A 22963-nucleotide genomic window follows, 5' to 3' on the forward strand; every position below is an offset into this window, starting at 1 on the left:
CCTATTTCAATATAATCTTATTATTTTTAGTTACTTTTAGACCATATTAATAAATAGCTATACTTTGTCAGTTCCTCATGCTTTCAAAAAGCGTAAACAATGGAAACAAAAATTAACCGTAACCCTGCTGAATCTTCAAGAGAAGCCGCATTGGCCAGAAAGTCAGTTGTAGACATGCTGAAAGAATGTGTGGAAGGATTGTTATACCCCAGTGAGTCTGATGAAAGGCTAAAAGTTATTGACTGGCAGGCCGACCATCAGGCCCCGTTTAATACTATTCTTTTCAGAAAATACATTGGGCTGCCTGCCACCGAAAGAGTAGAAACAATGCCCTGGGAAAAGTTTTTTGACGTGGTACTCAATAAACAAGACTGGTGGACTGATAATGAAATTGAACGCGCTGAAAAGTTTGCAACCATAAAAAAGATTATGGAAGAAAATCTGACCGAGCTGGAATACCTGCGCGCGGGCAGGGTAGAAATTGAGGCCTACCTGATTGGCAAAGATGCCGATGGCAAATGGAAAGGGCTAAAAACCCTGATTATTGAAAGCTGACAAACTGCCACAAAAAAAGAGGTACCAATGAAATTGATACCTCCTTATTACAGATTTAAACCTGCTTCTTATTTTACTTTCTCAACTACAGCTCTGAACGCGTCAGGGTGGTTCAAAGCCAAGTCGGCCAATACTTTTCTGTTCAATTCAATACCAGCCTTGTTTAGTTTGTCAATCAATACAGAGTATGACATTCCTAACGGACGAACCCCTGCGTTGATACGGACAATCCATAAACGACGGTAACTTCTTTTCTTTTGCTTACGACCTTCATAAGCATATACCAAACCTTTTTCAACGGCGTTTTTAGCAACCGTCCAAACGTTCTTACGACGTCCGTAATAGCCTTTGGCTAATTTTAAAACTTTTTTACGTCTTGCTCTTGAGGCAACGTGATTTACACTTCTAGGCATTTTAATTTTTAGTTTTTTGACTTTGGCGGTTCAGATTTACATCTTTACTCTTTGGTGCCATTCATCGGGTGAAACAATTGAACCATTGTAAGAGTCTTACACAGACTACCATTACATACTTAATAACGACTCGATACGGTTGGTATCTGCCGGGCTAACAAGCGTAGCTGAAACCAGGTTTCTTTTACGTTTATTAGATTTTTTTGTCAGGATGTGGCTATGAAAAGCGTGTTTACGCTTGATTTTGCCTGTACCTGTAATTTTGAAGCGTTTTTTTGCTCCAGAATTGGTTTTTTGTTTTGGCATTGTATTGAACTTTAAGTATTGAACAAAAAAAGTAAATTGGGGTGCAAAAATACAATAGAAATCTTGTTTTTACAAATTTGAGTTCAAAATCTTGTCTAATCGCACCACAGATTGTACCATAGAGCGTACATCATGATAGTTTATCTTCCACGAATGGCTCATGTGCTTCCAGATAGGCACACCCTGGCGGGTCATTAAAGGCCACCATTCTCCCAGTTCATGGTTAATCATTTTATCAAACACAAAACGATGTACGTTTACGTAGGCCGCCCAATATTTTTCGTCTTTCAGGTATCTGAAGGCATCCAGCATACCAATCAGCATTTCGGCCTGTTGCCAGAATTCTTTCTCGCGGTCATACACCTCGCCGGCATGAGAACCCTCTACATAAACGCCGCCAAACTCCCAGTCGATGCCATAAGTTACCGAGTGATTGAAAGATTTTATAATCTGCTCGCGATGGGTGTCATAAGGTAGGCCCAGAATATCCAGTGCGTGCATGAGTAACCACGCAAACTCTGAATTGTGGCCATAGCTGGTGTTGTCTTCGGCGGCGGCTTTTTGTCCGTCTTCCGTAAAGCGGTCCCAACCCCATACAATATCAAATTTAATCTGCGGTGCCACCGACCAGTCAGCCCAGAACTGCGGAATACCCGTGCCATATTGTGGGTGCATTACCTTAGTTGTTAGCAATTCTATTATTTCAAGCAACTTACGACGATGCACCTGCTTGCCTGTGCACTCATAAAGGGTGGTAAAGGCCTCCATTAAGTGCATGTGGGCATCGAGTGTCTTGCGGTCTCCACCGGCAGCGCCAGGGCCTTTTAAGTCCCAGTTTCTTAAAAACATTTCCCAATAGCCGCCATAGTAGGTATCTACTGCATGCACCTGCAATAAGTCAAATACTTTTTCGGCATACTCACGGCCGCGTGGGTCGCCGGTTGCCAGGGTATATTCACTTAAGCTGTAAATTACAAAGCTGTGGCCGTACAAAATTTTCTCGTCGCAGGTAACTTCACCTTTGCGGTTCACCATCCAGTAGAAACCGCCATACTCTTCGTCCCACATTTTGTTCAAAAGAAAATCTACCCCATGACGTGCCATTTCGGCCAGCTTACCATCACCGTATCCGGCTCTGTGGGCAGACGAATAAGTAAACACCGAGCGGCTTTGGGCTATCAATGATTTTTCGTCTTCGCCTGAGTCATTACCATATTGATCAAAGTGTGTCAGAAAACCTCCATATTGATTATCAACTGTTCTTTTAATCCAGAAAGGCAGCAGGCCTGTATTCAGGTAGTCTTTTATTTCGTTGCGCAGTTGCAGCGCAGTCTCTTTTGAGTACATAGGTTTATAATTGATTAATTAAGGGTTGAATACTTATGATAAACGTTTAGGATTTCTGATGGACTAGCCGTGCCAGTTTGTCTGAGTTTCTGCACGGTTACGGCAGCGGCCAGGTTGGCAATTTCAAGCGATTGCTCAATGGTTGCCCCTGAACCTCTGGTTGCAGAAAATGCAGCCACTACGGTATCTCCGGCACCAACGGTGTCAATCTCGCCGGTAATCGGAATCGCTTTTACATTTTTAGTTTCGTGTTCGTCTATATACAATATGCCGTATTCGCCGCGGGTAACAATGAGGCTGTCGCCGATGAGCGACTGCAACGCTTTGCCGTGGGTAATGCAGGCGTTTTCATCAGCTTCGTTGATATGTTTAATACCCAATAGCTTTGCCATTTCTTCGGTATTTACTTTCAGTATCGTATTTTTGATGCAATAGCCATAAGCCCGCAGGTCTGATACAAACAAGCATTGCGGAAAACCAGCAATTAACTGATTAAGAAGGGCTATCCGCTGCGGATTTAACAAGGGGTTTGGAAACTGCTGATTAATAATTAAAACGTCTAGTTCAGGAAGAGAATCGCCTAAAGTGGCTAGTAATTCATCAAACAGGTGATTGGCTAACTGGTTGTTTGTGCCAAAATCCAACCGGTTAGATTCTCCGTCGTCAGACATAGGCTTGGTATAAGTACAGGTGTCCCAGTCTTCAGCCAGAACTTTCAGAAACCGGGTGTTAACACCAATAGCGTTGAACAGACTCAGCATTTCTCGGCCATAAATATCGTCTCCAACACAGCCAAACACCCTGATGTCGTTTACGCCCAGGGCGCTCAGGTTATTAACTACGTTTCCGGCCGCTCCTAAAGACGAGTGAGGCTTACTTGCCCAAAACACCTCTTTTCCTGTTTCAACCGAAAATTCCTTCGTATTATAATTAATATCATAATAAAAGTCGACAGCGAAGTCGCCAATTACGCCTATCCGAAGTTTACTAATGTTTTTAAATATGGCCTCAATTTCACTTATATTAACAGGCATCAGTCAGGATATTAAATTCTTGCAAAGTTTTATTATAAAAATACAAAATAGATGGAGGCGGTAAAATTGCTAAAAAAAGTCTGAATAGAAATCAAAAAAAACTGAAAACTTCTCAGGCCGGATAACTGTTCCTTTTAAAGACTTAAAATTTATAAAAACCGACTATTGATATTCAGGGTTTTATCATTTGCTTCAAAAATATTCGGTTCTCATTCAGATATTTTAGTTAATTTAGTGTGATTGAATCAGTTAAAAACCTACTATGCAGTTTTCTCATTTACATAACCACACGCAGTTTTCATTACTCGACGGCGCCTCAGATATTAAAAAATTGTTTGCCAAAGCACAGGCCGACAATATGCCCGCTATGGCTATTACAGACCACGGCAATATGTTTGGGGTGTTTGACTTTGTGGCCACTGCCGGCAAGTATAACGTAAAGCCCATTGTTGGCTGCGAGTTTTATGTAGTAGAAGACCACACCCGCAAGCAGTTTACCAAAGAACAGAAAGACCAGCGTTTCCATCAGTTATTACTGGCCAAAAATGCCACCGGATATAAAAACCTGACCAAACTTTGCTCTTTAGGCTACATTGAAGGCCTTTATGGAAAGTTTCCGAGGGTTACCAAGGCTTTAATTGAGCAATATAAAGAGGGGCTTATAGCTACGACCTGCTGTATTGGGGCGTCGGTACCCAAAGCCATTTTGAGGAAGGGTGAAGAAGAGGGAGAAAAGGAGTTCAGGTGGTGGCTGGACAGATTCGGCGAAGATTATTATGTGGAGATTCAACGACATGATATTCCGGAGCAAATTAAGGTAAACGAGGTGCTGGTGAAGTTTGCCAAAAAGTATGGGGTAAAAATCATTGCCTCCAACGATAGCCACTATGTAGACCAGCAAGACTGGGTGGCACACGATATTCTGCTTTGTGTTAATACCAACGAAAAACTGTCGACACCTTCTGCCAAGGAGTTTAATGATGACGAGTCTTCTTCAAGAGATACGCGGTTTGCGTTCTACAACGACCAGTTTTATTTCAAGACAACTCAGGAGATGTCGACCTTGTTTCATGACCTGCCGGAGTCAATTGATAACACAAACGAGATTGTAGATAAAGTTGAAACGCTCAAACTGAAGCGAGACATCATGTTGCCGAATTTCCCGATTCCTCCGGAATTTAAGATTCACGCAGATGATGTGATGAACCAGTGGGAGTACCTGAAACACCTGACCTACGAAGGCGCCATGAAACGCTATGGCGAAATAGGGGTAGAAGTTCAGGAACGCCTTGATTTTGAGCTCTTCACCATCAAATCAATGGGTTTTGCGGGGTACTTTCTGATAGTATCTGACTTTATCAAGGCCGGGCGAGACCTGGGTGTTATGATAGGCCCCGGCCGGGGTAGCGCCGCTGGTAGCGCCGTGGCCTATTGCATTGGTATTACCAATATTGACCCCATTAAATACAATCTGCTTTTTGAGCGTTTCCTGAACCCTGACCGGAAATCAATGCCCGATATTGATACCGACTTTGATGATGAAGGCCGCCAGAAGGTGATTGACTATGTTGTGCAGAAATACACCAAAAATCAGGTTGCGCAGATTATTACTTATGGTACGATGGCCACGAAATCGTCTATTAAAGATGTGGCCCGTGTTATGGAATTACCATTGGCTGACGCCAACTACATTGCCAAGCTGATACCCGATAAACCTACTTATGGTATTGATTTTCAGAAACTGATACATTATCCGCTTGACGGCCCCAAAAGTCTTTCTGAATTAGGTTTACAACCCGATGAGATTGAAAATGTGAAGAAAGTGCGGGCCATGTATAATGGCGCTGACCTGACAGCCAAAGTATTGCAGCAGGCCGAAAAACTGGAAGGAACCGTACGTAATACCGGAATACATGCTGCGGGTATTATTATTGCGCCCGAAGCATTGTATAATATTCTGCCGGTTTCTACCTCTAAAGATTCTGACCTGCTGATAACCCAATATGAGGGCAAAATTATTGAAGATGCCGGGGTTATCAAGATGGACTTTCTGGGTCTGCGAAACCTGACCATTATTAAGGACTGCCTGCGGATGATTAAGGAGAATCATGGCGTGGAAATTGATATTGACAGTATCCCTCTGGATGATAAGTTAACTTATGAGTTGTTTCAGAGAGGGGAGACCAATGCGGTATTCCAGTTTGAGTCTGACGGTATGAAAAAATACATGAAAGACCTGAAACCTGACCGCCTGGATGACCTCATTGCCATGAATGCCCTGTATCGCCCGGGGCCTATTGCGTACATTCCGAATTTTATTAACCGTAAGCATGGCCGGGAAGAAGTAACCTACGACTTGCCAGACATGGAGGAGTATCTGGGTGAAACCTACGGTATTACGGTTTATCAGGAACAGGTAATGTTGTTGTCGCAGAAACTGGCCGGGTTCTCTAAAGGAGATGCCGACGTTTTGCGGAAAGCAATGGGTAAAAAAGACCGGAAGACACTTGATAAACTGAAACCGCAGTTTCTGGAAGGAGCCAAAGCCAAGGGGCATCCTGAAAAAGTACTTGAAAAAATATGGACCGACTGGGAAGCCTTCGCTTCTTATGCCTTTAACAAGTCGCACTCTACCTGTTATGCGTTTGTGGCGTATCAGACAGCCTATCTGAAAGCCCATTATCCGTCAGAATACATGGCGGCCGTGTTAACGTCTCAATTAGGTAATATTGATAAGATAACCTTCTTTATGGAAGAGTGCCGGGCCATTGGCCTGCCTATTCTGGGGCCTGACGTAAACGAGTCGCACAAGCAGTTCAGTGTTAACAAAAAAGGAGAAATACGCTTTGGTATGGGTGGCATTAAAGGTACCGGCGATGCCGCCGTAGATGCCGTAATTGAAGAACGAACCAAAGGTGGTGCATTTACCGATATTTTTGATTTTATAACACGTGTTAACCTGAGAACCGTTAACAAAAAGACACTGGAATCTTTTGCTTATGCCGGGGCTTTTGACTGCTTTACTGAATTACACCGGGCACAATATTTTGATGATTCTGACGGCACTTCGCTGATTGAAAAGCTTATCAGATATGCCAATAAATTTCATGAGAACGCCTCTGCCGGGCAAAATTCTTTGTTTGGTGCCGTGGGTGGAAGCGGTTTTGATATTGCCAGACCTAAAATTGCTCCAACCGAAGAGTGGGGTGATATTCAGAAGCTGAAATTTGAAAAAGATGTGGTTGGGTTTTACATTTCAGGGCATCCGCTGGATGAATTCTCGATGGAAATGAAACGTTGTGTGCCGCTTGACCAGGTCTTTGATGCAAATAATCTCAATAAAGAAATAACCATAGGCGGGGTGGTATCATCGGTGCAGCACAAGCAATCCAAAAACGGTAACCCGTTTGGTATTCTGAAACTGGAAGATTACAACTCAAGCATGGAGATGATGCTGTTCGGGCAAGACTACGTCAATTTCTCGAAATTCCTGAACATGGGGCTGTTTTTGTTCATCAGAGGCAAACTGCAAAACAAATGGGGCAGGGAAGGAGAATGGGACTTTAAACCTTTGAACATGGAGCTGCTAAGCGAATTACGCAACAAGATGTTTAAAGAGATAAAAATCATTATTGGTTTGCAGCAAATTAATGCAGGGCTTATTGAAGAAATAGATGCAGCTACTTCGCGCTTTCCGGGTACGTTCGACTTCAAGTTATCTGTACATGATGCCGATGAAAGGTTAGATGTCTTACTGTTGTCGCGCAAGTCTAAAGTGGCTTCAACCAACGATTTCGTGAAGGAACTCAGGAAAATTGTAGGTGATGAAAATGTTGTTTTCGCCTGATGGAACTTTTCTGAAACGCGGTTTTGTTAGACCTGTAAGAACAAAATTTAAACCTTAAAAACCTTTTGCCAATAGTAGTCAAAGGGTATAAATTCAATAAAAAATGGCACATAAAGCAATTGAAATCACGGACGCAAATTTTGCTGAACTGATTAACTCTGACAAACCTGTATTAGTTGATTTTTGGGCAGAGTGGTGCGGACCATGTAAGATGATTGGCCCGGTTGTTGAAGAAATGGCAGGCGACTATGAAGGTAAAGCAATTATCGGTAAAATGGACGTTGATGCAAACTCTAATGTTCCGATGAACTTCGGTATCCGTTCTATTCCTACACTGATGATTTTCAAAAATGGTCAGATGGTTGATAAAATTGTAGGAGCCGTTCCGAAACACATTCTTACTTCTAAATTGGAAGCGCAATTGAACTGAAAATAGATTCAAAGTTTAGCCCGGTTCTTTATTGAGCCGGGCTTTTTTTGTATTAGTTGGTCAGGCTCAACGCCTTTTCAAAATCAACTGTGGTATCATCAATCTTCTCTGTTTTCAGAAGGTCTCTAATCGGCTCTTCAAGGGCATGGTTATCTGCTATGTTTGAGAAGTAGACAAACAGAAATTTACTGCCCGGCACCATGTTAACCACATTGCTGAAACCGCAGGTACTACCGGTATGATATAACTCCAGACCATTGTTGCCTTTTCCGTTAAACCAGCCCAGGCCATAGCTGATGTCTTTTACATCTTCTATTTTATAGTTGATTTTTTTAAGTTCGGCTTCGGTGTTAAACAGTTGGTTGTTCAATAAGGCATTATACCATTTTTCATAATCTTCTAAAGAGGTATATACACAACCATCGCCTTTGGTGGCGCTTGTAATGCTCTGGTCTGCAAAAAACAACTTGCCTTCTTTATTACGTGCATAACCCATTGCCCGGTTGGGTATGGGTCTGCCGGTTTCATAAATGGTGGTATTTTGCAAACCTAGCGGCTCAAAGATGTTTGCTTTGATAAAGGTTACAAAATTCTGCCCGGATACCTTTTCAATGATTTGTTGAAGCAGGCAAAAGCCCGAATTACTGTATCTGAACTTACTACCAGCCTCAAAATAGGTTTTAGATTGGCTTTTTAACATTTGCAGCACATCCGCATCCAGTATTTGCAGTTGCTGGTTCGGTGGTATAAGGGCTTCGTAGTCTGTTATACCTGAAGTATGTGTCAGCAGGTGTTTTATCTTTATTTTACTGCCTGTTTGTTTATTAAAATCAGGAAAAAATGTCAGCAGGTTGTCTTCATAACGCAGTTTTCCTCGGTTTTCAAGCAGAATAATGCAAGCGGCTGTAAACTGCTTGGATACCGAGGCCATTCTGAAACTGGTTTGTGCTGTAATTGGCGTTCGGGTAGCAACATCAGCCAGTCCGAAACCGTCTTTATAGATGGGTTTACCCGCCTTAATAATCATAACGGCCATTCCGGCCCCGTCTTTTTCAGTGTGGCTTTTAAGTAGCGAATCAATTTTTTGGGTAAAGTTTTGGGCATACACCATCTGAGCCATTAGTAGAAAGACAATGATTTTTTTCATGGAGCTACGTTTGCCGGGTTGGCTATTGAAAATCTCTGATAAGTATTTCTGCCAGTTTAGGCACGCCTACCGTTGCGGTTTCTACGATGTAAGTCAGGTTTTTATGATTACCTGCTTCTTCGGGCGTAAAAGGGTCGACGATGAATTTTGGTACAGATTTACCTACTGAGTAGATTAGCCCCGCTGCCGGATAAACCTGTAAAGATGTACCCACAACAACAAAAATATCAGCTTCTGAGGCTATTGCCGCAGCAGGTTCTATCATGGGTACTTCTTCTTCAAACCAAACAATATGAGGGCGAAGCTGATGCCCGTCTTCGGCTAAGTCTCCTAAATAAATGGCTTTACCGCCTATATCGGTAATCAGGTTTTTGTTCATGACACTTCTCACCTTGCTGAGTTCGCCATGCAGATGTAGTACATGAGTAGAACCCGCCTTCTCGTGCAGATTGTCAACGTTTTGGGTAATAATGCATACCTCAAAATATTTTTCCAAGGCAACCAATGCAAGGTGGCCGGCATTGGGCCGGGCTTCAAATGCTTTGGCGCGGCGCTCGTTATAAAACTGCAATACAAGCGCAGGGTTTTTGGCCCAGCCCCTGGGCGTAGCTACATCTTCAATGCTATGGTTTTCCCACAAACCCCCACTGTCTCTGAAGGTCTTCAAACCGCTTTCGGCACTAATGCCGGCTCCTGTTAAAACAACCAGTTTTTTCATTACAATGGGGTAAGTGCCATAAACTGAATTAACCGTTGGCCAGTTTCAGGCAGTCTTCTAATGTTAGCGACGCCGGGTCGGTGCCTTTCGGTATTTTTACATTTCTTTTGCCCGCTTTAATGTAAGGCCCATACTGGCCGTTCAGTACCTGTATGCTGGTGTTCTCCGGAAACTCCTTGATAATCTTACTGCTTTCTGCTGCTTTTTTGGCTTTAATTATCTCAATTGCCTGGTCAATATCTACTTCGGCAGCTTTAATGGTTTTATCAATGTTATAGTACTTGTCGCCATGTTTCACATAAAAGCCAAAGCGGCCTTTACCTACATTAACGGCCAGGCCTTCATAGATACCCAGGTCTTTAGGTTGAGACAAATCACCGCTGTTGCGTTTAGCTTCAATAATTTCAATAGCCCGTTGTTCAGTAACCAGATATGGGTCTTCGCTTTTTTCAAGGTTATAGAACTTATCGTCATGCCTGATATACGGCCCGAATTTACCAACAGCCACTACCAATGGTTTATCTTCATAGAAACCTACCTCACGCGGTAGTTTGGGCATATCAAGCAAAGCAAGGGCATCTTCAAGCGTAATATTATCTACCAGCTGGCTTTTCAGCAGGCTGGCAAAAACAGGCTTTTCTTCGTCGGTATTATCACCCAGTTGCACATATGGGCCAAACTTACCTATTTTAACCGATACATTTTTGCCTGTGCGTGGGTCAACGCCCAGTTCACGGGCGCCTTTGGTGGCTTTTGCGTTGTCTGCCTGCTCTACTTTATGATGAAAATCCTTATAAAAATCACCAATCATTTTTTGCCATTGTACTTTGCCGTCGGCCACCTTATCAAAGTCTTTTTCAACATTGGCTGTAAACGAGAAGTCAATCACGTCATCAAAATTCTCAACCAGAAAATCATTTACCACAATGCCGATGTTTGTGGGGAACAACTTGGCTTTTTCGGTTCCGTAGGTCTCTTTTCCTACTTTTTCGGTTATGTTATTATTTTTCAGCGAAAACTCTCTGAATGTACGTTCTTTACCCGGCCTGTCTTCTTTTACAACGTAATTCCGCTTGATGATGGTTGAAATAGTAGGGGCATAGGTAGAGGGCCGCCCGATTCCCATTTCTTCCAGTTTTTTAACCAGACTGGCCTCGGTGTATCTGGCAGCCGGTTTCGAGAATCGTTCGGTGGCTTTCATTTCTGAGAGGTCAAGCAGTTGCCCGATAGTTAACGGAGGCAGCATACCTTTGCTTTCTTCGTCTTCATCGTCGCTCGATTCGAGATATACTTTTAGAAAACCATCAAATTTTATTACTTCACCGGTAGCCACTAATTCTTCAGCTGTGGTTGATATCCCAATGGTAGCAATGGTTCTTTCCAGTTCGGCATCTGCCATCTGAGAAGCAATAGAGCGTTTCCAGATTAAATCATACAAGCGTTGCTCGTTTCTGTCGCCATCCACTTTTTCTCTGCTGAAATCGGTTGGCCTGATGGCTTCGTGGGCTTCCTGAGCCGACTCACTCTTGGTTTTATACTGGCGTACCTTTACGTATTTATCGCCATAAGCGGCCTCAATCTGGGCTTTTGCTTTTTCAATGGCCTCGCCCGACAAGTTGGTCGAGTCTGTTCTCATGTATGAGATTTTACCCGATTCATAGAGTTTCTGGGCCACTGTCATGGTCTGCAATACAGAAAAACCTAATTTACGAGAGGCCTCCTGTTGCAAAGTAGAAGTAGTAAATGGCGCTGCCGGAGATTTTTTACCTGGCTTTACCTCCAGGTTTTTGATGGTAAAGATGGCGTTACGGCATTTTTCAAGAAAAGTTCTTGCCTGCTCTTCGGTTTCAAAGTTTTTTGGTAATTCGGCGTTCAGAACTTTGCCCTTTTCAACCAGAAACTGCGCTACTACCTTAAATGAAGATTTTGAATTGTGGCCATCAATTTCTCTTTCACGCTCTACAATTAAACGCACTGCCACCGACTGCACCCTTCCGGCAGATAGATTGGTGCGTTCGCCGGTTCTGATTTTCTGCCATAAAACCGGCGACAATTCAAAGCCCACGAGGCGGTCCAGAATCCTCCGTGCCTGCTGTGCATTCACCAGGTCCATATCAATGGTGCGGGGGTTCTCAATGGCATTGGTAATGGCTTTTTTTGTAATTTCTCTGAAAACAATTCTCGGCGTGCTGTCTTTCAGGCCTAACGACTCTTTCAGATGCCATGATATGGCTTCTCCCTCACGGTCGTCGTCAGTTGCCAGCCATACGGTTTCCGATTCTTTGGCAATTTTCTTCAGTTCGTTTATAACCTTCGTTTTATCGGCAGAAATAGTGTATTTAGGAGCGAAGTTTTTATTTATATCAATGCCCAGTTCTTTTTCAGGCAAATCTCTGACATGGCCAAAACTTGATTTCACAATAAAATCTTTTCCAAGATAACCTTCTATGGTTTTTGCTTTTGCAGGGGACTCAACTATGACTAAGTTTTTTGACATTCTTTGGTCTTCAATTTTAAATTTTGTGCGATATTAAGATATTAATGCAAAAGAGAATACAAAAGTTTTGGAAATTTTAATAAAAAAATCTAAAACCGATAAGTTTTGAACAAAAATGCAGTGGTTTGAGGTTTATTAAATAGATGGCTCGGAAGATTAATGGCAGTGATATGCGTTTAGATATATATTTTTAGCAATATTTAATAAATTACTATTCAAAATTTGACGATGTTTTGTAATTTTGGCGCAATCCTCATCTATACAATCCGTATTTGAGTTTTTAACATTTAAAAATTTCTTTAACAAATGGCAGTTTTTGATTTAGATATGATTAAGAGCGTCTATGCTCGAATGCCCGAAAGAGTAGAGGCCGCTCGAAAATTAGTAGGTAGACCTCTTACTTTAGCGGAAAAAATCCTTTATTCTCACTTGTGGGAGGGAAACCCTGCAAAAACGTATAGCAGAGGCGTAGACTATGTTGATTTTGCTCCTGACCGCGTAGCCATGCAAGATGCTACCGCACAGATGGCATTATTGCAGTTTATGACTACCGGACGCCCAAAAGTTGCTGTTCCTTCTACTGTACACTGCGACCACCTGATTCAGGCAAAAGTAGGCGCGGCAGAAGATTTGAGAGTTGCCAACGAAAAAAATAAAGAAGTATACGATTTCCTTTCTTCTGTTTCAAATAAATATGGCATTGGTTTCTGGAAAGCCGGTGCGGGTATCATTCACCAGGTTGTGATTGAAAACTATGCTTTTCCGGGTGGTATGATGATTGGTACCGACTCTCACACGCCAAATGCCGGTGGTTTGGGTATGGTTGCTATTGGTGTAGGTGGTGCCGATGCCTGCGACGTAATGTCTGGCCTGGCATGGGAACTGAAAATGCCTAAACTGATTGGCGTTAAATTAACCGGAAAACTGAAAGGATGGGCAGCACCAAAAGATGTAATTCTTGAAGTGGCAGGCCGCCTGACTGTTAAAGGTGGAACAGGTTATATTGTTGAATATATTGGTAAAGGCGCAGACAGCCTTTCGGCAACCGGTAAAGGTACTATCTGTAACATGGGTGCCGAAATTGGTGCAACTACCTCTTTATTTGGTTATGACCGCAAAATGGCGGCTTATCTAAAAGCCACTGGCCGTGCCAAAGTAGCTTCTCTGGCCAATGGCATTAAAGATTTGTTACGCCCTGACCAGGAGTGTATCGATAATCCTGAAGCTTACTACGACCAGGTAATTGAAATTAATCTTTCAAGATTGGAGCCGCGTATCAATGGTCCGTTCACACCAGACCTTGCCTGGCCTCTTTCTAAATTTGCCAAAGCCGTTAAGAAAAACAAATGGCCTGAGAAACTGGATGTAGGCTTGATTGGCTCATGTACAAACTCATCTTATGAAGACATGACCCGCGCGGCATCTGTTGCAGCACAGGCGGCTTCAAAACATATTTTGGCAAAATCTGAGTTCACCATCACTCCTGGTTCTGAGCTGGTGCGTTACACTGCCGAAAGAGACGGTATACTTGATACCTTCAATTCTATTGGCGGGGTAGTACTTGCTAATGCCTGTGGGCCTTGTATTGGCCAATGGGCGCGCCATGGCGCTGAAAAAGGCGAGCGTAACTCAATCATTACCTCATTTAACAGAAACTTTGCGAAACGTGCCGATGGTAACCCAAACACACACGCGTTTGTGGCATCACCGGAAATAGTTACCGCATTTGCCATTGCAGGTAGCCTGACTTTCAACCCTTTGAAAGATACTTTACTTAACGAAAAAGGTGAGCAGGTAAAACTGGATGCACCTCAGGGTGTTGAATTGCCTCCTATGGGCTTTGATGTGAAAGATGCCGGATACCAGAAACCTAAAAAAGACGGTAGCAAAGTAAAAGTTGCAGTAAGCCCGACATCTGACCGTCTGCAATTGTTAGAGCCTTTCAAAGCATGGGAAGGTACCGACCTTACCGGCCTGAAATTGTTGATAAAAGCCAAAGGTAAATGTACAACTGACCATATTTCTATGGCTGGCCCATGGTTGAAATACCGTGGTCACCTGGATAATATTTCTAATAACCTGTTGATTGGTGCCATTAACTTTGCTAACGGCTCAGCCAATACGGTTAAGAACCAGATAACCGGCCAATACGGTGAAGTACCAACCGTACAACGTGCCTACAAAGCTGCCGGAATTGGCACTATTGTAGTGGGCGACGAAAACTACGGTGAAGGTTCGTCTCGTGAGCATGCCGCTATGGAACCACGCCACCTGGGTGTGCGTGCCATTGTTGTACGTTCATTTGCGCGTATTCACGAAACCAACCTGAAAAAACAAGGGATGCTGGCATTGACTTTTGCCAACCCTGAAGACTACGATAAGATTCAGGAAGATGATACTTTTGATATTCTTGGCCTGACCACCTTTGCTGAAGGAGTACCTTTAACACTGGTAGCGCACCATGCCAACGGTTCGAAAGATGAAATCAAGTTGAACCATACCTACAACGCGAGCCAGATTGAATGGTTCAAGGCTGGTTCGGCGTTGAATCTGATTGCAGCAGAAGTTGCCTAATAAGATGCGTAATACATTGTAAATATGAAAATATCCCGCAGTAATGCGGGGTATTTTTTTTGCCTGATAGGTGGTTTATGGATTGGGGAAGTTCCTGCCGGCATCGTCAAGAATCAGTACCCAGTCCTGCCCGTAACCATAGCGCGGTGGAGTGAACCGGTGTGTGCCTTTGTTTTCTATCCGGGCAATGGCTTCTGTTTTACCCGTGCGAGGGTCAAACCAGTATGCATTAACTTGTAAGCCAGAAATCTTTCCCAGATTAACCGTAAATGAATTACCTACCGCAGTATACACAAAGGCGTAGTTTTGCCCTCTGGTAGCCTGAATACGCTCGGCAGGAGGCAGGTTATTTTCTACAATTAATGACTGGTCAGGAACGCGGTCAAGAAAAGGGCGCGATTCTATCAGTTTTCTTAGCCATTGCATTTGTTTTGCACCCGGTAAATCAATGGCCTGTTGCCAGTAAATATGTGGATTATTGACGGCTTCGCGGTCAGGCGAATACATCTGCCAGATATCATGACAACCATAACTATGCCCGAATGCACCGGCAAATACATCCAGATACGCATATTTGCGTACATCGTAGGCGTTTGTTGTTCCTAAGTCATGGGCATTGAAGCAAACGGGGTGGTCTTCATATATGGGTTCTCCGTCAATTACGGGTTTCGTGTTTGGCCGGTCGTATGCGCCCTTAATGTGGTCATAAATTGGGGTATCGCGACAATGACCGTTCTGAAACATGTTGAAGTCGAACCATGTATCGTCATGAAACCACTCACTGGCTCCTTCTCTATTGGGCTGAGGGTGGTAGGTAATCAAAGCCTTGTCGTTACCACCTGCACCTTCTGTTATACCTGCGGCCATGGCTCGCCACACTTCTACATCGTTGGTATTGGGGCGGGGGTTACGGTCACCACCCAAAATCCAGATAATATTTTTTCTGTGCTTATATCTTTCAGCCAGCCATTTGCCATATATACGCGCGTTACCAGTGTTAAATACCTCCGGGCCTTTTCCCCAGCTTGATTTGTTCAGCTTATCGCCCCAGGTAGGCAGGAAACCAATTATGAGACCATATTCAGCAGCTTTGTCAATTACGTAGTCTACGTGCCTGAAATACGCCTCGTTAGGCCTTGAAGGGTCGTTATTTATCAGCGGCTTGTCTCCATACGGGTTAGGCACATTCAGGCCGTCAAACTCGGCCAGAGCAACAGCCTGTATAACGGTGTAATGTTGTGCCGCACGTTTTTTCAGATAATAGTCGGCGTCTTCACGATTGAGGCGGTGGAATAGCTCCCAGGCGGTATCGCCTAACCAGAAAAACGGCTTGCCGTCTTTCAGAATAAACCGTTTGTTTTCACTTACGCTAAAGCTTTGTCCAGAGGCACCCAAGCCCATGAGCAACAGCAACAAGTAAATTAAAGTAGAAGAGAATTTCATTATTTTAATTTGTATAAGGTTTGAATAGCGATACAATCTAAAAATAAAATCTGAAAATCAGGTATTGCATTGATTTTTAAGCCCTTTTAAGGCCACAAAAAAGCCGGAAGGTTGTTAATCCTGCCGGCTTTTAGCTGAAAAGTTATTTCGTTTATTCTTCAAAGAAGGCGCAACTGCCGCCGACCCAGTCGAAATTTTTATTAAAATTGACACCTATCATTTCGCCGCGGCTGAGCCTTGCCAGATTGGTTACAAGTGAAGGTCGCTGTGCAGCATCGTCCCACACAAATAGCATCCGTATTTCAGTTTTTATGAGCTTTCCCTCTGTATCTTCAATAATTGGCTCATATTTTACTTTTTTCTGGATCAGATAATTTTCTTTGTCGCTGATAGCATCCAGGTCAGACTTCGTAAAAACAAGTTTTACGCCACTTCCTGCGAAGGAAAACAAGGGTTTAAGTACAAAGTTTTCTAAATCGGCAGGATATTCTTTTAAATCAGACAAATAATAACTTTCTGGCACATAAGGGCTCCTGAGCAGCGGTAATGTAAACTTACTGATTCTGAAAAACCAGTTGGGGTGTGTTACCCATTTTACATCTACGTCGTCAGTCAGTTTAAACTCTGTCTCTAAATCAGGATAATTCTGCAGCAGGTCATCAAAAATCAGCCGGTTGTAAATCCGTTTGATTTCAATCTGGCGGCCTTCTTTTTCATAAAAGAGTTTCCGTCCGTTTTTCGTTATTTTTGTATAACAAACCGGCTCAATACCCCAAAGTTGTTTGCTTATTTCAAAATCAAGCCTTGTTTTTTGCTTTTCAGGGTAAATTTCAAGCAGAATTACATTTTCGGCTTTTTCATTGCCTAACAATACTTTTCTCATGGCTTCTACATAAGTAGCCATATTTAGCCGGTTAAAAAACTGGTTAAAGTTTTTAGGTACGGCAAAAAACTTTCTGTATTTCTGGCCCAGATACCATTGATAAGCAAATAAAGACGGAAAACCCTGTAATTCTATCAGTTGTGGGATTAATTCGCCATTGGCGTCTTTACAAACCGCAAAATCAACAGCCAGAAAATTAGGGTGTTTATCTTCATTGGGCACATACTGATTAGCCGGAATAGCCCTTTCTGTCTTTGCCTTAAAATCATCTTTTTTTATGGTATCAATAATATCATTACAAGCCTGCAATAGCTTTATTTTCAATGCCTGGGGTACAAAAACGGGTGTTTCAGCAATGCGGAAGTCCAGTTGGCCGGGGAAGTCTCTTTCAATTTCAGCCAAAAAGGCTTCATATTTCTCTGTTGAAAAACTTTCGTTAAACTGGCGGCGTATTTCAGGTATCATAAATAGCGCTTTTAATAAATGTAAGAATAAATTTTGCTGATTTTATGCCAGCTCGACCAGATGCTCAGCCGCATTTCTCAGGAACGTCGGAATGATTACTGCCTCAGTTAGCATTATCTTGTCAGGGTCATCCAGCCTGTCAATCATTTCTTCATATTTGTCGGCCCCGTATTCTTTAATAACGGCCAGCATTTTTTCTTCCTGCTTAAAGTATCTCATCATGCCTTCAGAATCAGCTTCCGGGTGAAACTGCGTACCGAAGACTTCATCAGAGAACCTGATGGCCATAATAGCCCGCTCTAAAGGAACATAAGGCCTGATTTTCTCGAGACATAGTACTTTGGCACCAAACGCGTTTATTTTATCCCAATCAGGTTGAATCAACTGATAGTCTCTTGAGTCAACTGCATAAAATAGCTCAGGTAGTTTTTCAAATAATGGCTCGTTTTCACCTTCTTCCGTGCGGTGTATTGGCATTACACCAAATGAAGTAGACCTTCGCTTGCAAACGCTACCAAAGCCCAGATGATGACTGGCTATCTGAAAAGAATGACAAATCAGAAACAGGTATTTCTTCACCTCATGCGTTGCGTTGTAGGCAAAGATGCTGTCAATAAAGCCGGTAAATTTTTTCTCCCAAGGGTGCCCTTCAGGCAATGGGTTACCCGGGCCGCCGGTAGATATAAAAATTTGATAATTGTATATATCGGGTATTTCGTTTTTCTGACGTACATCAAAAATGTCGTACTCACCACCCGTACCTTCCTGCGCCAGAAACTGGTCGCACAACATTTTTATACAACGCATACCTTCGTTGGGTCGGCCGTCGTATAGGTCTAAAATCGCAATCTTCATCATAATAAGGGGCTTATGAGTAGCATCATAAGGCTTATTTTAGTAAAAAATAACACAAATTTAACAAAATCTACTGATATACAGGGTCTAAATACCCTTAAAAGAAGGCAAATCCTGCAAGTTAGTGTGCTAACCTACAGGATCTGGCCTTTACAATTCATTAAAAACACTTCGTTCTGGTCTGTTTGTTCCTTATTACAAACCAATTCTGGTTTCGGAGACTATGTAATCAACCACCGACTTCATGTTTTGGGTTTGTTCAAACACCCGCAGCTGTCTGTCGGCTCCGGTACCCATCTTTAAAATTTCATGTATGTATTCCACTTCTTTACGGCTACCCAGTTCGTCAAGTACATCATCAACAAACTCAATGAGTTCTTCGGCCAGGTGGCTGTAAGGTACTTCTATTTCTTTACCAAAATCAATCAGGTTTCCGGCTATACCGTACCGGGCCGCACGCCATTTGTTTTCGCTGATGAGCATCCGGTGGTAGGGTCTGAAACTCAGGTTCTGTTGGTGCAACTTATGTATTTTAGCCACTATTGCCTGCATTAAAGCAGCCAGACAGATGGTTTCGTCGGCACGCATTGGGATATCGCAGATACGGAACTCAACCGTAGGATATACCGGATGCAGGCGGATATCCCACCAGATTTTCTTGCCGTTATCAATACAGTTGGTTTTAATAAGCAGGTTTACGTAGTTGTCGTACTCTGCCACGCTTGAAAAATAATCTGGTATACCAGTTCTCGGGAATTTGTCGAAAACCTTTGAGCGATACGACTTAAAGCCGGTATTGCGCCCACACCAGAACGGCGAATTGGTTGACAAGGCGTATATGTGCGGCAGAAAATAGCGGGCGGTGTTTAGAATCTGCATGCCTTCTTCACGATTTGGAATACCCACATGAACGTGTAAGCCAAAAATAAGATTTGAACGAGCCACATCACGCATGTCGTCAATCAGTTTTTCATACCTTTCGTTGGGGGTAATAAGTTGCCGTTGCCAGTCAGAAAAAGGGTGCGTACCCGCAGCGGCGATGTGTAGGTTTTGCTTAGCTGCAAGGTCGAACAGCATTCGGCGCAGGTAAGTAACTTCTTCACGCGCCTGTTGAATGTTCTCGCACACACTTGATATCATCTCTACCACTGCCTGGTGCATTTCCTGCTTGATTCTCTCCTGCAGAATCACCTGGCCGCCCTCTACAATTTTAGACATGTGCGAACGAAGCTCACGGGTTTTGGGGTCAATAGTCTGAAATTCTTCCTCAATACCTAGTGTAAATTGCGCCATAATTTTCTTAGTTCAGGATGTATAAGAGAGAAACAGTTTAGCTTGGGTGGGTAATAAACCCGTATTACCCACCAAGATAAAAATTATTTTTTCTTTGCAACTGTTTTAGCGGCAGGTTCTTCTTTTTTGGCCGGGGCTTTTTTATCTTTTGCAACTTTTGGCGCAGTTTCAGCTTTTTTTACGGCAGGAGCCTTTTTCTCGGGCGCAGCCGGCTGTAAGGTGGTAGTCAGCAAATCGCTACCGGTAATTGATGCCCGTGTGAAGGTGCCCCATGTACAGTTGTTTTTACCATCTTGTTGCTCTATGGCTCTTTCAATGGCCATTTTGGCGGCATTTTTTACAATCCAATCAAAGTTTTCGTTACCTACCGAATTGATGTCGGCATCAGGGGCAGGGTTGCAGAAGTCAATGGCATACGGAATACCATTGCGAACGGCAAACTCTACCGTGTTGAAATCATAACCTAATGCGTGGTTGAGTTTTAATACGTAATCTGTAATGGTTTCCATCAGTTTTTTGTGCTCTTCACCCTGTGTTTTAGGCTGAGTAGCATAACGTAAATGATGCGGATTACGCGGCTCATAAGGCATAATGTGCACATATTTGCCATTGAGGCAGTAGCAACGGTAATAATCAGTAAACTCTATTTCTTCCTGCAGCATCATTACCAGCTGGCCTGTTTCTTCGTGTTTCTGCCATAGGTCGTTCGGGTCATAAACTTTATATACGCTTTTCCAGCCGCCACCGGCGTGGGGTTTCATATAGGCCGGAAAACCAATCTGACCGAACATATATTCCCAATCCATCGGAAACTTCAGGTTACGGAACGAACGGTCGGTGGTGTCGGTTGGTCTCTCTTTCGACGGAAGCAACACCGTTTTTGGCACAGGAACACCCAGCTTTACAGCCAGGCAGTTATTGAAAAACTTTTCGTCGGCGCTCCACCAGAATGGGTTATTGATAACAGCCGTGCCGCACAACGCCGCGTTTTTAAGATACGCCCGATAAAAAGGTACATCCTGCGATATCCTGTCAATAATTACTGCGTAATCTGTTGCTACGCCCTGTTCTACCTTGTCAATCAACACGGGTTCGGCAATGATACCGGCCGGGGCTGTTCTGTTTACTTCTTCAATAAATGCCCACGGAAATGTATCTTCCATTCCAAAAAGAATTCCTATTTTTTTCATGATGCTATGCTTTGTTATAATTGCTTTAGTATTTGTTTTTCTTTGATTAAATTCTTGTTTAAAGTTCGCCTGCCAGCATTTTGCCTACATACTCAGGGAACATCATGCGCCAGAGAGGCCAGTCGTGCGATGCCCACTGTTTCTCGTCATACCAATGATGAATACCTCTTGAACGCAAAATGTGTGACATATTGACGTTGTCTGCCTTGCAGATGTCCCAGTCTGATGTGCCCAATACTATTTTCATGTGGTTGTATTTCCAACCTTCCTGGCTTTGCATGTAGTCAACCGGGTTGTTAAAATAAACGTTATCATCAAAATGGCCTTTCATAAAGCTTTTGATGTCAAACGCACCACTCATGCTGAAACAATACTCAACTAAATCGGGATATTTCAGGGCAAAATTGGTACAATGAAACCCTCCGAAACTACACCCGGCTACTGCAATGCGGTGTACGCTGCATTCGCGCTGAATGGCTGGCACCAGCTCTTCTTTTATAAACCTGGTATAGAGGTTATAGTTATGAATCTTTACGTCGGGTGGTAGGTCGCGGCCATAAAAACTCTGAAAATCGATGCTGTCTACGTTATATAACTTCACTCTGCCATCGTTAACAAACTGAGCTATGGAATGGTTAAGGCCGAAGTCACGATTCTGAAGATAATTGCCCATTGAGGTAGGAAACATAAGAATAGGGTAGCCCCAGTGGCCGCTTACCAGTAAATCAATGTCTCTGCCCAGAATATGAGAATAGAATTTAATGTGTCGTTCGTCCATACAGTTTTGCAGGCTTTTATGTTTTGGTTTTTGATGATTTACTGATGTTTATTTTAGAAAATCTGTCACAAAATTGGCTTAATAAATGCAAACGATAAAAGATTGAACCGAATAAAATACTTGCAATGAGTAAATTGAATTATTGATTTGAGTCTAAAATTCTGACAATGACAGGTCATGTAAAATAAAATATTGTTTTATGGCATTCTGGTGTTTTAGCGTATTGAATTTGTAATTTTGCCAGAACAAAACAATTCATTGAAATATTAGTCGATTTTGCTCAATGTTACAAATGATTTCTGGAAAATTTGTTGACATGCTGTGGCCAAAAACTAATGTTTCAGTTTTTTTGTCATCTAAAACCTAATCAAAAGTGCATTTCATTTCAGTTAAGAAGAACTTAAAAATTTACTCAGAACACCTAAAAAGAGAAGTTGTTTACGACATCATTTTGCCGCATCAGCACTCAACTCAACAGTCTTCATATAAAGTTTTATTGATGAACGACGGGCAGGACCTGGCCGCGCTGCAAATAGAGCGCGTACTGCAAAACCTCTATGCGAACAACGAAATTGTGCCTTTTGTTTTGGCAGCCATACATACCAACGAGAACCGCCTGAAAGAATATGGTACTTCTGCCATGCCTGATTACAAAAACAGGGGTAATATGGCCGGTAAATATGAACATTTTATAATTCAGGAGTTTTTACCGTTAATTAGACAGACGTACCAAACCTCATTACAAATGGAAGACAACTACTTTTGCGGGTTTTCGCTGGGTGGGCTGTCGGCTATGGATATTACCCGCAGCAACCCGGATGTTTTTTCTAAAGTCGGGGTTTTTAGTGGTTCGTTCTGGTGGCGCAAAAAAGCCTATGAGGAGGGCTATGACGACGAAAACGACCGCATTATGCATGTGCTGGTGAGAAACGGGCGTTACCATACCGGACAAAAATTCTGGTTTGAGTGCGGCACAAACGATGAAAAAGACGACCGTAACGGCAACGGAATTATAGATTCTATTGAAGATACTCTTGATTTAATAACAGAATTAGAAAAACTGGGTTATACTCAAAAGGAAGACATTGTTTATTATGAAATAAATGGCGGAGAACATAACTACCAGACCTGGAGCCAGGCCATGCCCGTTTTTCTGAAATGGTTGGTAGGTAAATAAACTTTTTAACT

At 42.8% G+C, this 22963-nt stretch carries 18 protein-coding genes; 5 read left to right on the forward strand and 13 right to left on the reverse strand.

Features of this window, described 5'->3' with window-relative positions; translation table 11 throughout:
* Nucleotides 1–99: 99 nt before the first annotated feature.
* Nucleotides 100–555: a nuclease A inhibitor family protein gene (locus MB380_RS10715; RefSeq protein ID WP_253535388.1), complete on the forward strand. Its 456-nt coding sequence runs from the start codon at nt 100–102 to the stop codon at nt 553–555.
* A 68-nt stretch (nt 556–623) separates the two neighbouring features.
* On the opposite strand, the gene rplT is transcribed toward MB380_RS10715, so the two are convergent.
* From rplT to MB380_RS10735, 4 genes are all read right to left on the reverse strand, one after another.
* Nucleotides 624–968 carry a 50S ribosomal protein L20 gene (rplT, locus tag MB380_RS10720; protein ID WP_253535389.1) on the reverse strand — a complete coding sequence of 115 codons (345 nt, stop codon included), beginning with the start codon at nt 966–968 and terminating at the stop codon, nt 624–626.
* A gap of 111 nt (nt 969–1079) precedes the next feature.
* Nucleotides 1080–1274: a 50S ribosomal protein L35 gene (gene rpmI / locus MB380_RS10725; protein ID WP_101727000.1), complete on the reverse strand. Its 195-nt coding sequence runs from the start codon at nt 1272–1274 to the stop codon at nt 1080–1082.
* A 69-nt stretch (nt 1275–1343) separates the two neighbouring features.
* Nucleotides 1344–2621 (reverse strand): AGE family epimerase/isomerase, encoded by a 1278-nt coding sequence (locus MB380_RS10730; protein ID WP_253535390.1) that lies wholly within the window; start codon nt 2619–2621, stop codon nt 1344–1346.
* Between the two features lie 14 nt (nt 2622–2635).
* Nucleotides 2636–3655 carry a bifunctional heptose 7-phosphate kinase/heptose 1-phosphate adenyltransferase gene (locus MB380_RS10735; protein ID WP_253535391.1) on the reverse strand — a complete coding sequence of 340 codons (1020 nt, stop codon included), beginning with the start codon at nt 3653–3655 and terminating at the stop codon, nt 2636–2638.
* Nucleotides 3656–3917: 262 nt separating this feature from the next.
* Here MB380_RS10735 and dnaE point away from each other — a divergent pair, with 262 nt between their 5' ends.
* Nucleotides 3918–7502, forward strand: coding sequence for a DNA polymerase III subunit alpha (dnaE, locus tag MB380_RS10740; RefSeq protein WP_253535393.1), 3585 nt, complete (start codon nt 3918–3920; stop codon nt 7500–7502).
* Between the two features lie 103 nt (nt 7503–7605).
* Nucleotides 7606–7932, forward strand: a complete 327-nt coding sequence (gene trxA / locus MB380_RS10745) for a thioredoxin (RefSeq protein WP_101726996.1) — start codon at nt 7606–7608, stop codon at nt 7930–7932.
* A gap of 52 nt (nt 7933–7984) precedes the next feature.
* Here trxA and MB380_RS10750 read toward each other — a convergent pair whose 3' ends face one another.
* The 3 genes from MB380_RS10750 to topA are packed head-to-tail and all read right to left on the reverse strand — an operon-like array spanning nt 7985 to nt 12294.
* Entirely contained in the window at nt 7985–9079 is a 1095-nt protein-coding gene (locus tag MB380_RS10750) for a serine hydrolase (protein WP_253535395.1), read from the reverse strand.
* 22 nt (nt 9080–9101) lie between these two features.
* Nucleotides 9102–9797, reverse strand: coding sequence for a Sir2 family NAD-dependent protein deacetylase (locus tag MB380_RS10755; protein WP_253535397.1), 696 nt, complete (start codon nt 9795–9797; stop codon nt 9102–9104).
* A 28-nt stretch (nt 9798–9825) separates the two neighbouring features.
* Nucleotides 9826–12294: a type I DNA topoisomerase gene (gene topA / locus MB380_RS10760; protein WP_253535399.1), complete on the reverse strand. Its 2469-nt coding sequence runs from the start codon at nt 12292–12294 to the stop codon at nt 9826–9828.
* A gap of 306 nt (nt 12295–12600) precedes the next feature.
* Here topA and MB380_RS10765 point away from each other — a divergent pair, with 306 nt between their 5' ends.
* Nucleotides 12601–14868: an aconitate hydratase gene (locus MB380_RS10765; RefSeq protein ID WP_253535401.1), complete on the forward strand. Its 2268-nt coding sequence runs from the start codon at nt 12601–12603 to the stop codon at nt 14866–14868.
* A gap of 75 nt (nt 14869–14943) precedes the next feature.
* On the opposite strand, the gene MB380_RS10770 is transcribed toward MB380_RS10765, so the two are convergent.
* The 6 genes from MB380_RS10770 to MB380_RS10795 all read right to left on the reverse strand — a co-directional run bounded on the left by MB380_RS10770 (nt 14944) and on the right by MB380_RS10795 (nt 21775).
* Entirely contained in the window at nt 14944–16311 is a 1368-nt protein-coding gene (locus tag MB380_RS10770; RefSeq protein ID WP_409014704.1) for a glycoside hydrolase family 140 protein, read from the reverse strand.
* 151 nt (nt 16312–16462) lie between these two features.
* Nucleotides 16463–17659 (reverse strand): hypothetical protein, encoded by a 1197-nt coding sequence (locus tag MB380_RS10775; RefSeq protein ID WP_253535403.1) that lies wholly within the window; start codon nt 17657–17659, stop codon nt 16463–16465.
* Between the two features lie 42 nt (nt 17660–17701).
* On the reverse strand, nt 17702–18514 hold the full coding sequence (locus tag MB380_RS10780; protein ID WP_253535558.1) for a type 1 glutamine amidotransferase: 813 nt from the start codon (nt 18512–18514) through the stop codon (nt 17702–17704).
* Between the two features lie 195 nt (nt 18515–18709).
* Entirely contained in the window at nt 18710–19807 is a 1098-nt protein-coding gene (locus MB380_RS10785; RefSeq protein WP_253535405.1) for a carboxylate-amine ligase, read from the reverse strand.
* 83 nt (nt 19808–19890) lie between these two features.
* Nucleotides 19891–20997 carry a RimK family alpha-L-glutamate ligase gene (locus MB380_RS10790; protein ID WP_253535407.1) on the reverse strand — a complete coding sequence of 369 codons (1107 nt, stop codon included), beginning with the start codon at nt 20995–20997 and terminating at the stop codon, nt 19891–19893.
* Nucleotides 20998–21055: 58 nt separating this feature from the next.
* The gene (locus MB380_RS10795; RefSeq protein ID WP_253535409.1) at nt 21056–21775 is read right to left on the reverse strand and encodes an alpha/beta fold hydrolase; all 720 of its coding nucleotides are present in this window, start codon (nt 21773–21775) and stop codon (nt 21056–21058) included.
* A 373-nt stretch (nt 21776–22148) separates the two neighbouring features.
* Between MB380_RS10795 and MB380_RS10800 the strand changes: the two genes are divergently transcribed.
* Entirely contained in the window at nt 22149–22952 is an 804-nt protein-coding gene (locus MB380_RS10800; RefSeq protein ID WP_253535411.1) for an esterase family protein, read from the forward strand.
* The last annotated feature ends 11 nt before the right edge of the window (nt 22953–22963 follow it).

The organism is Emticicia sp. 21SJ11W-3, assembly GCF_024138715.1.
GTDB lineage: Bacteria > Bacteroidota > Bacteroidia > Cytophagales > Spirosomataceae > Emticicia > Emticicia fluvialis.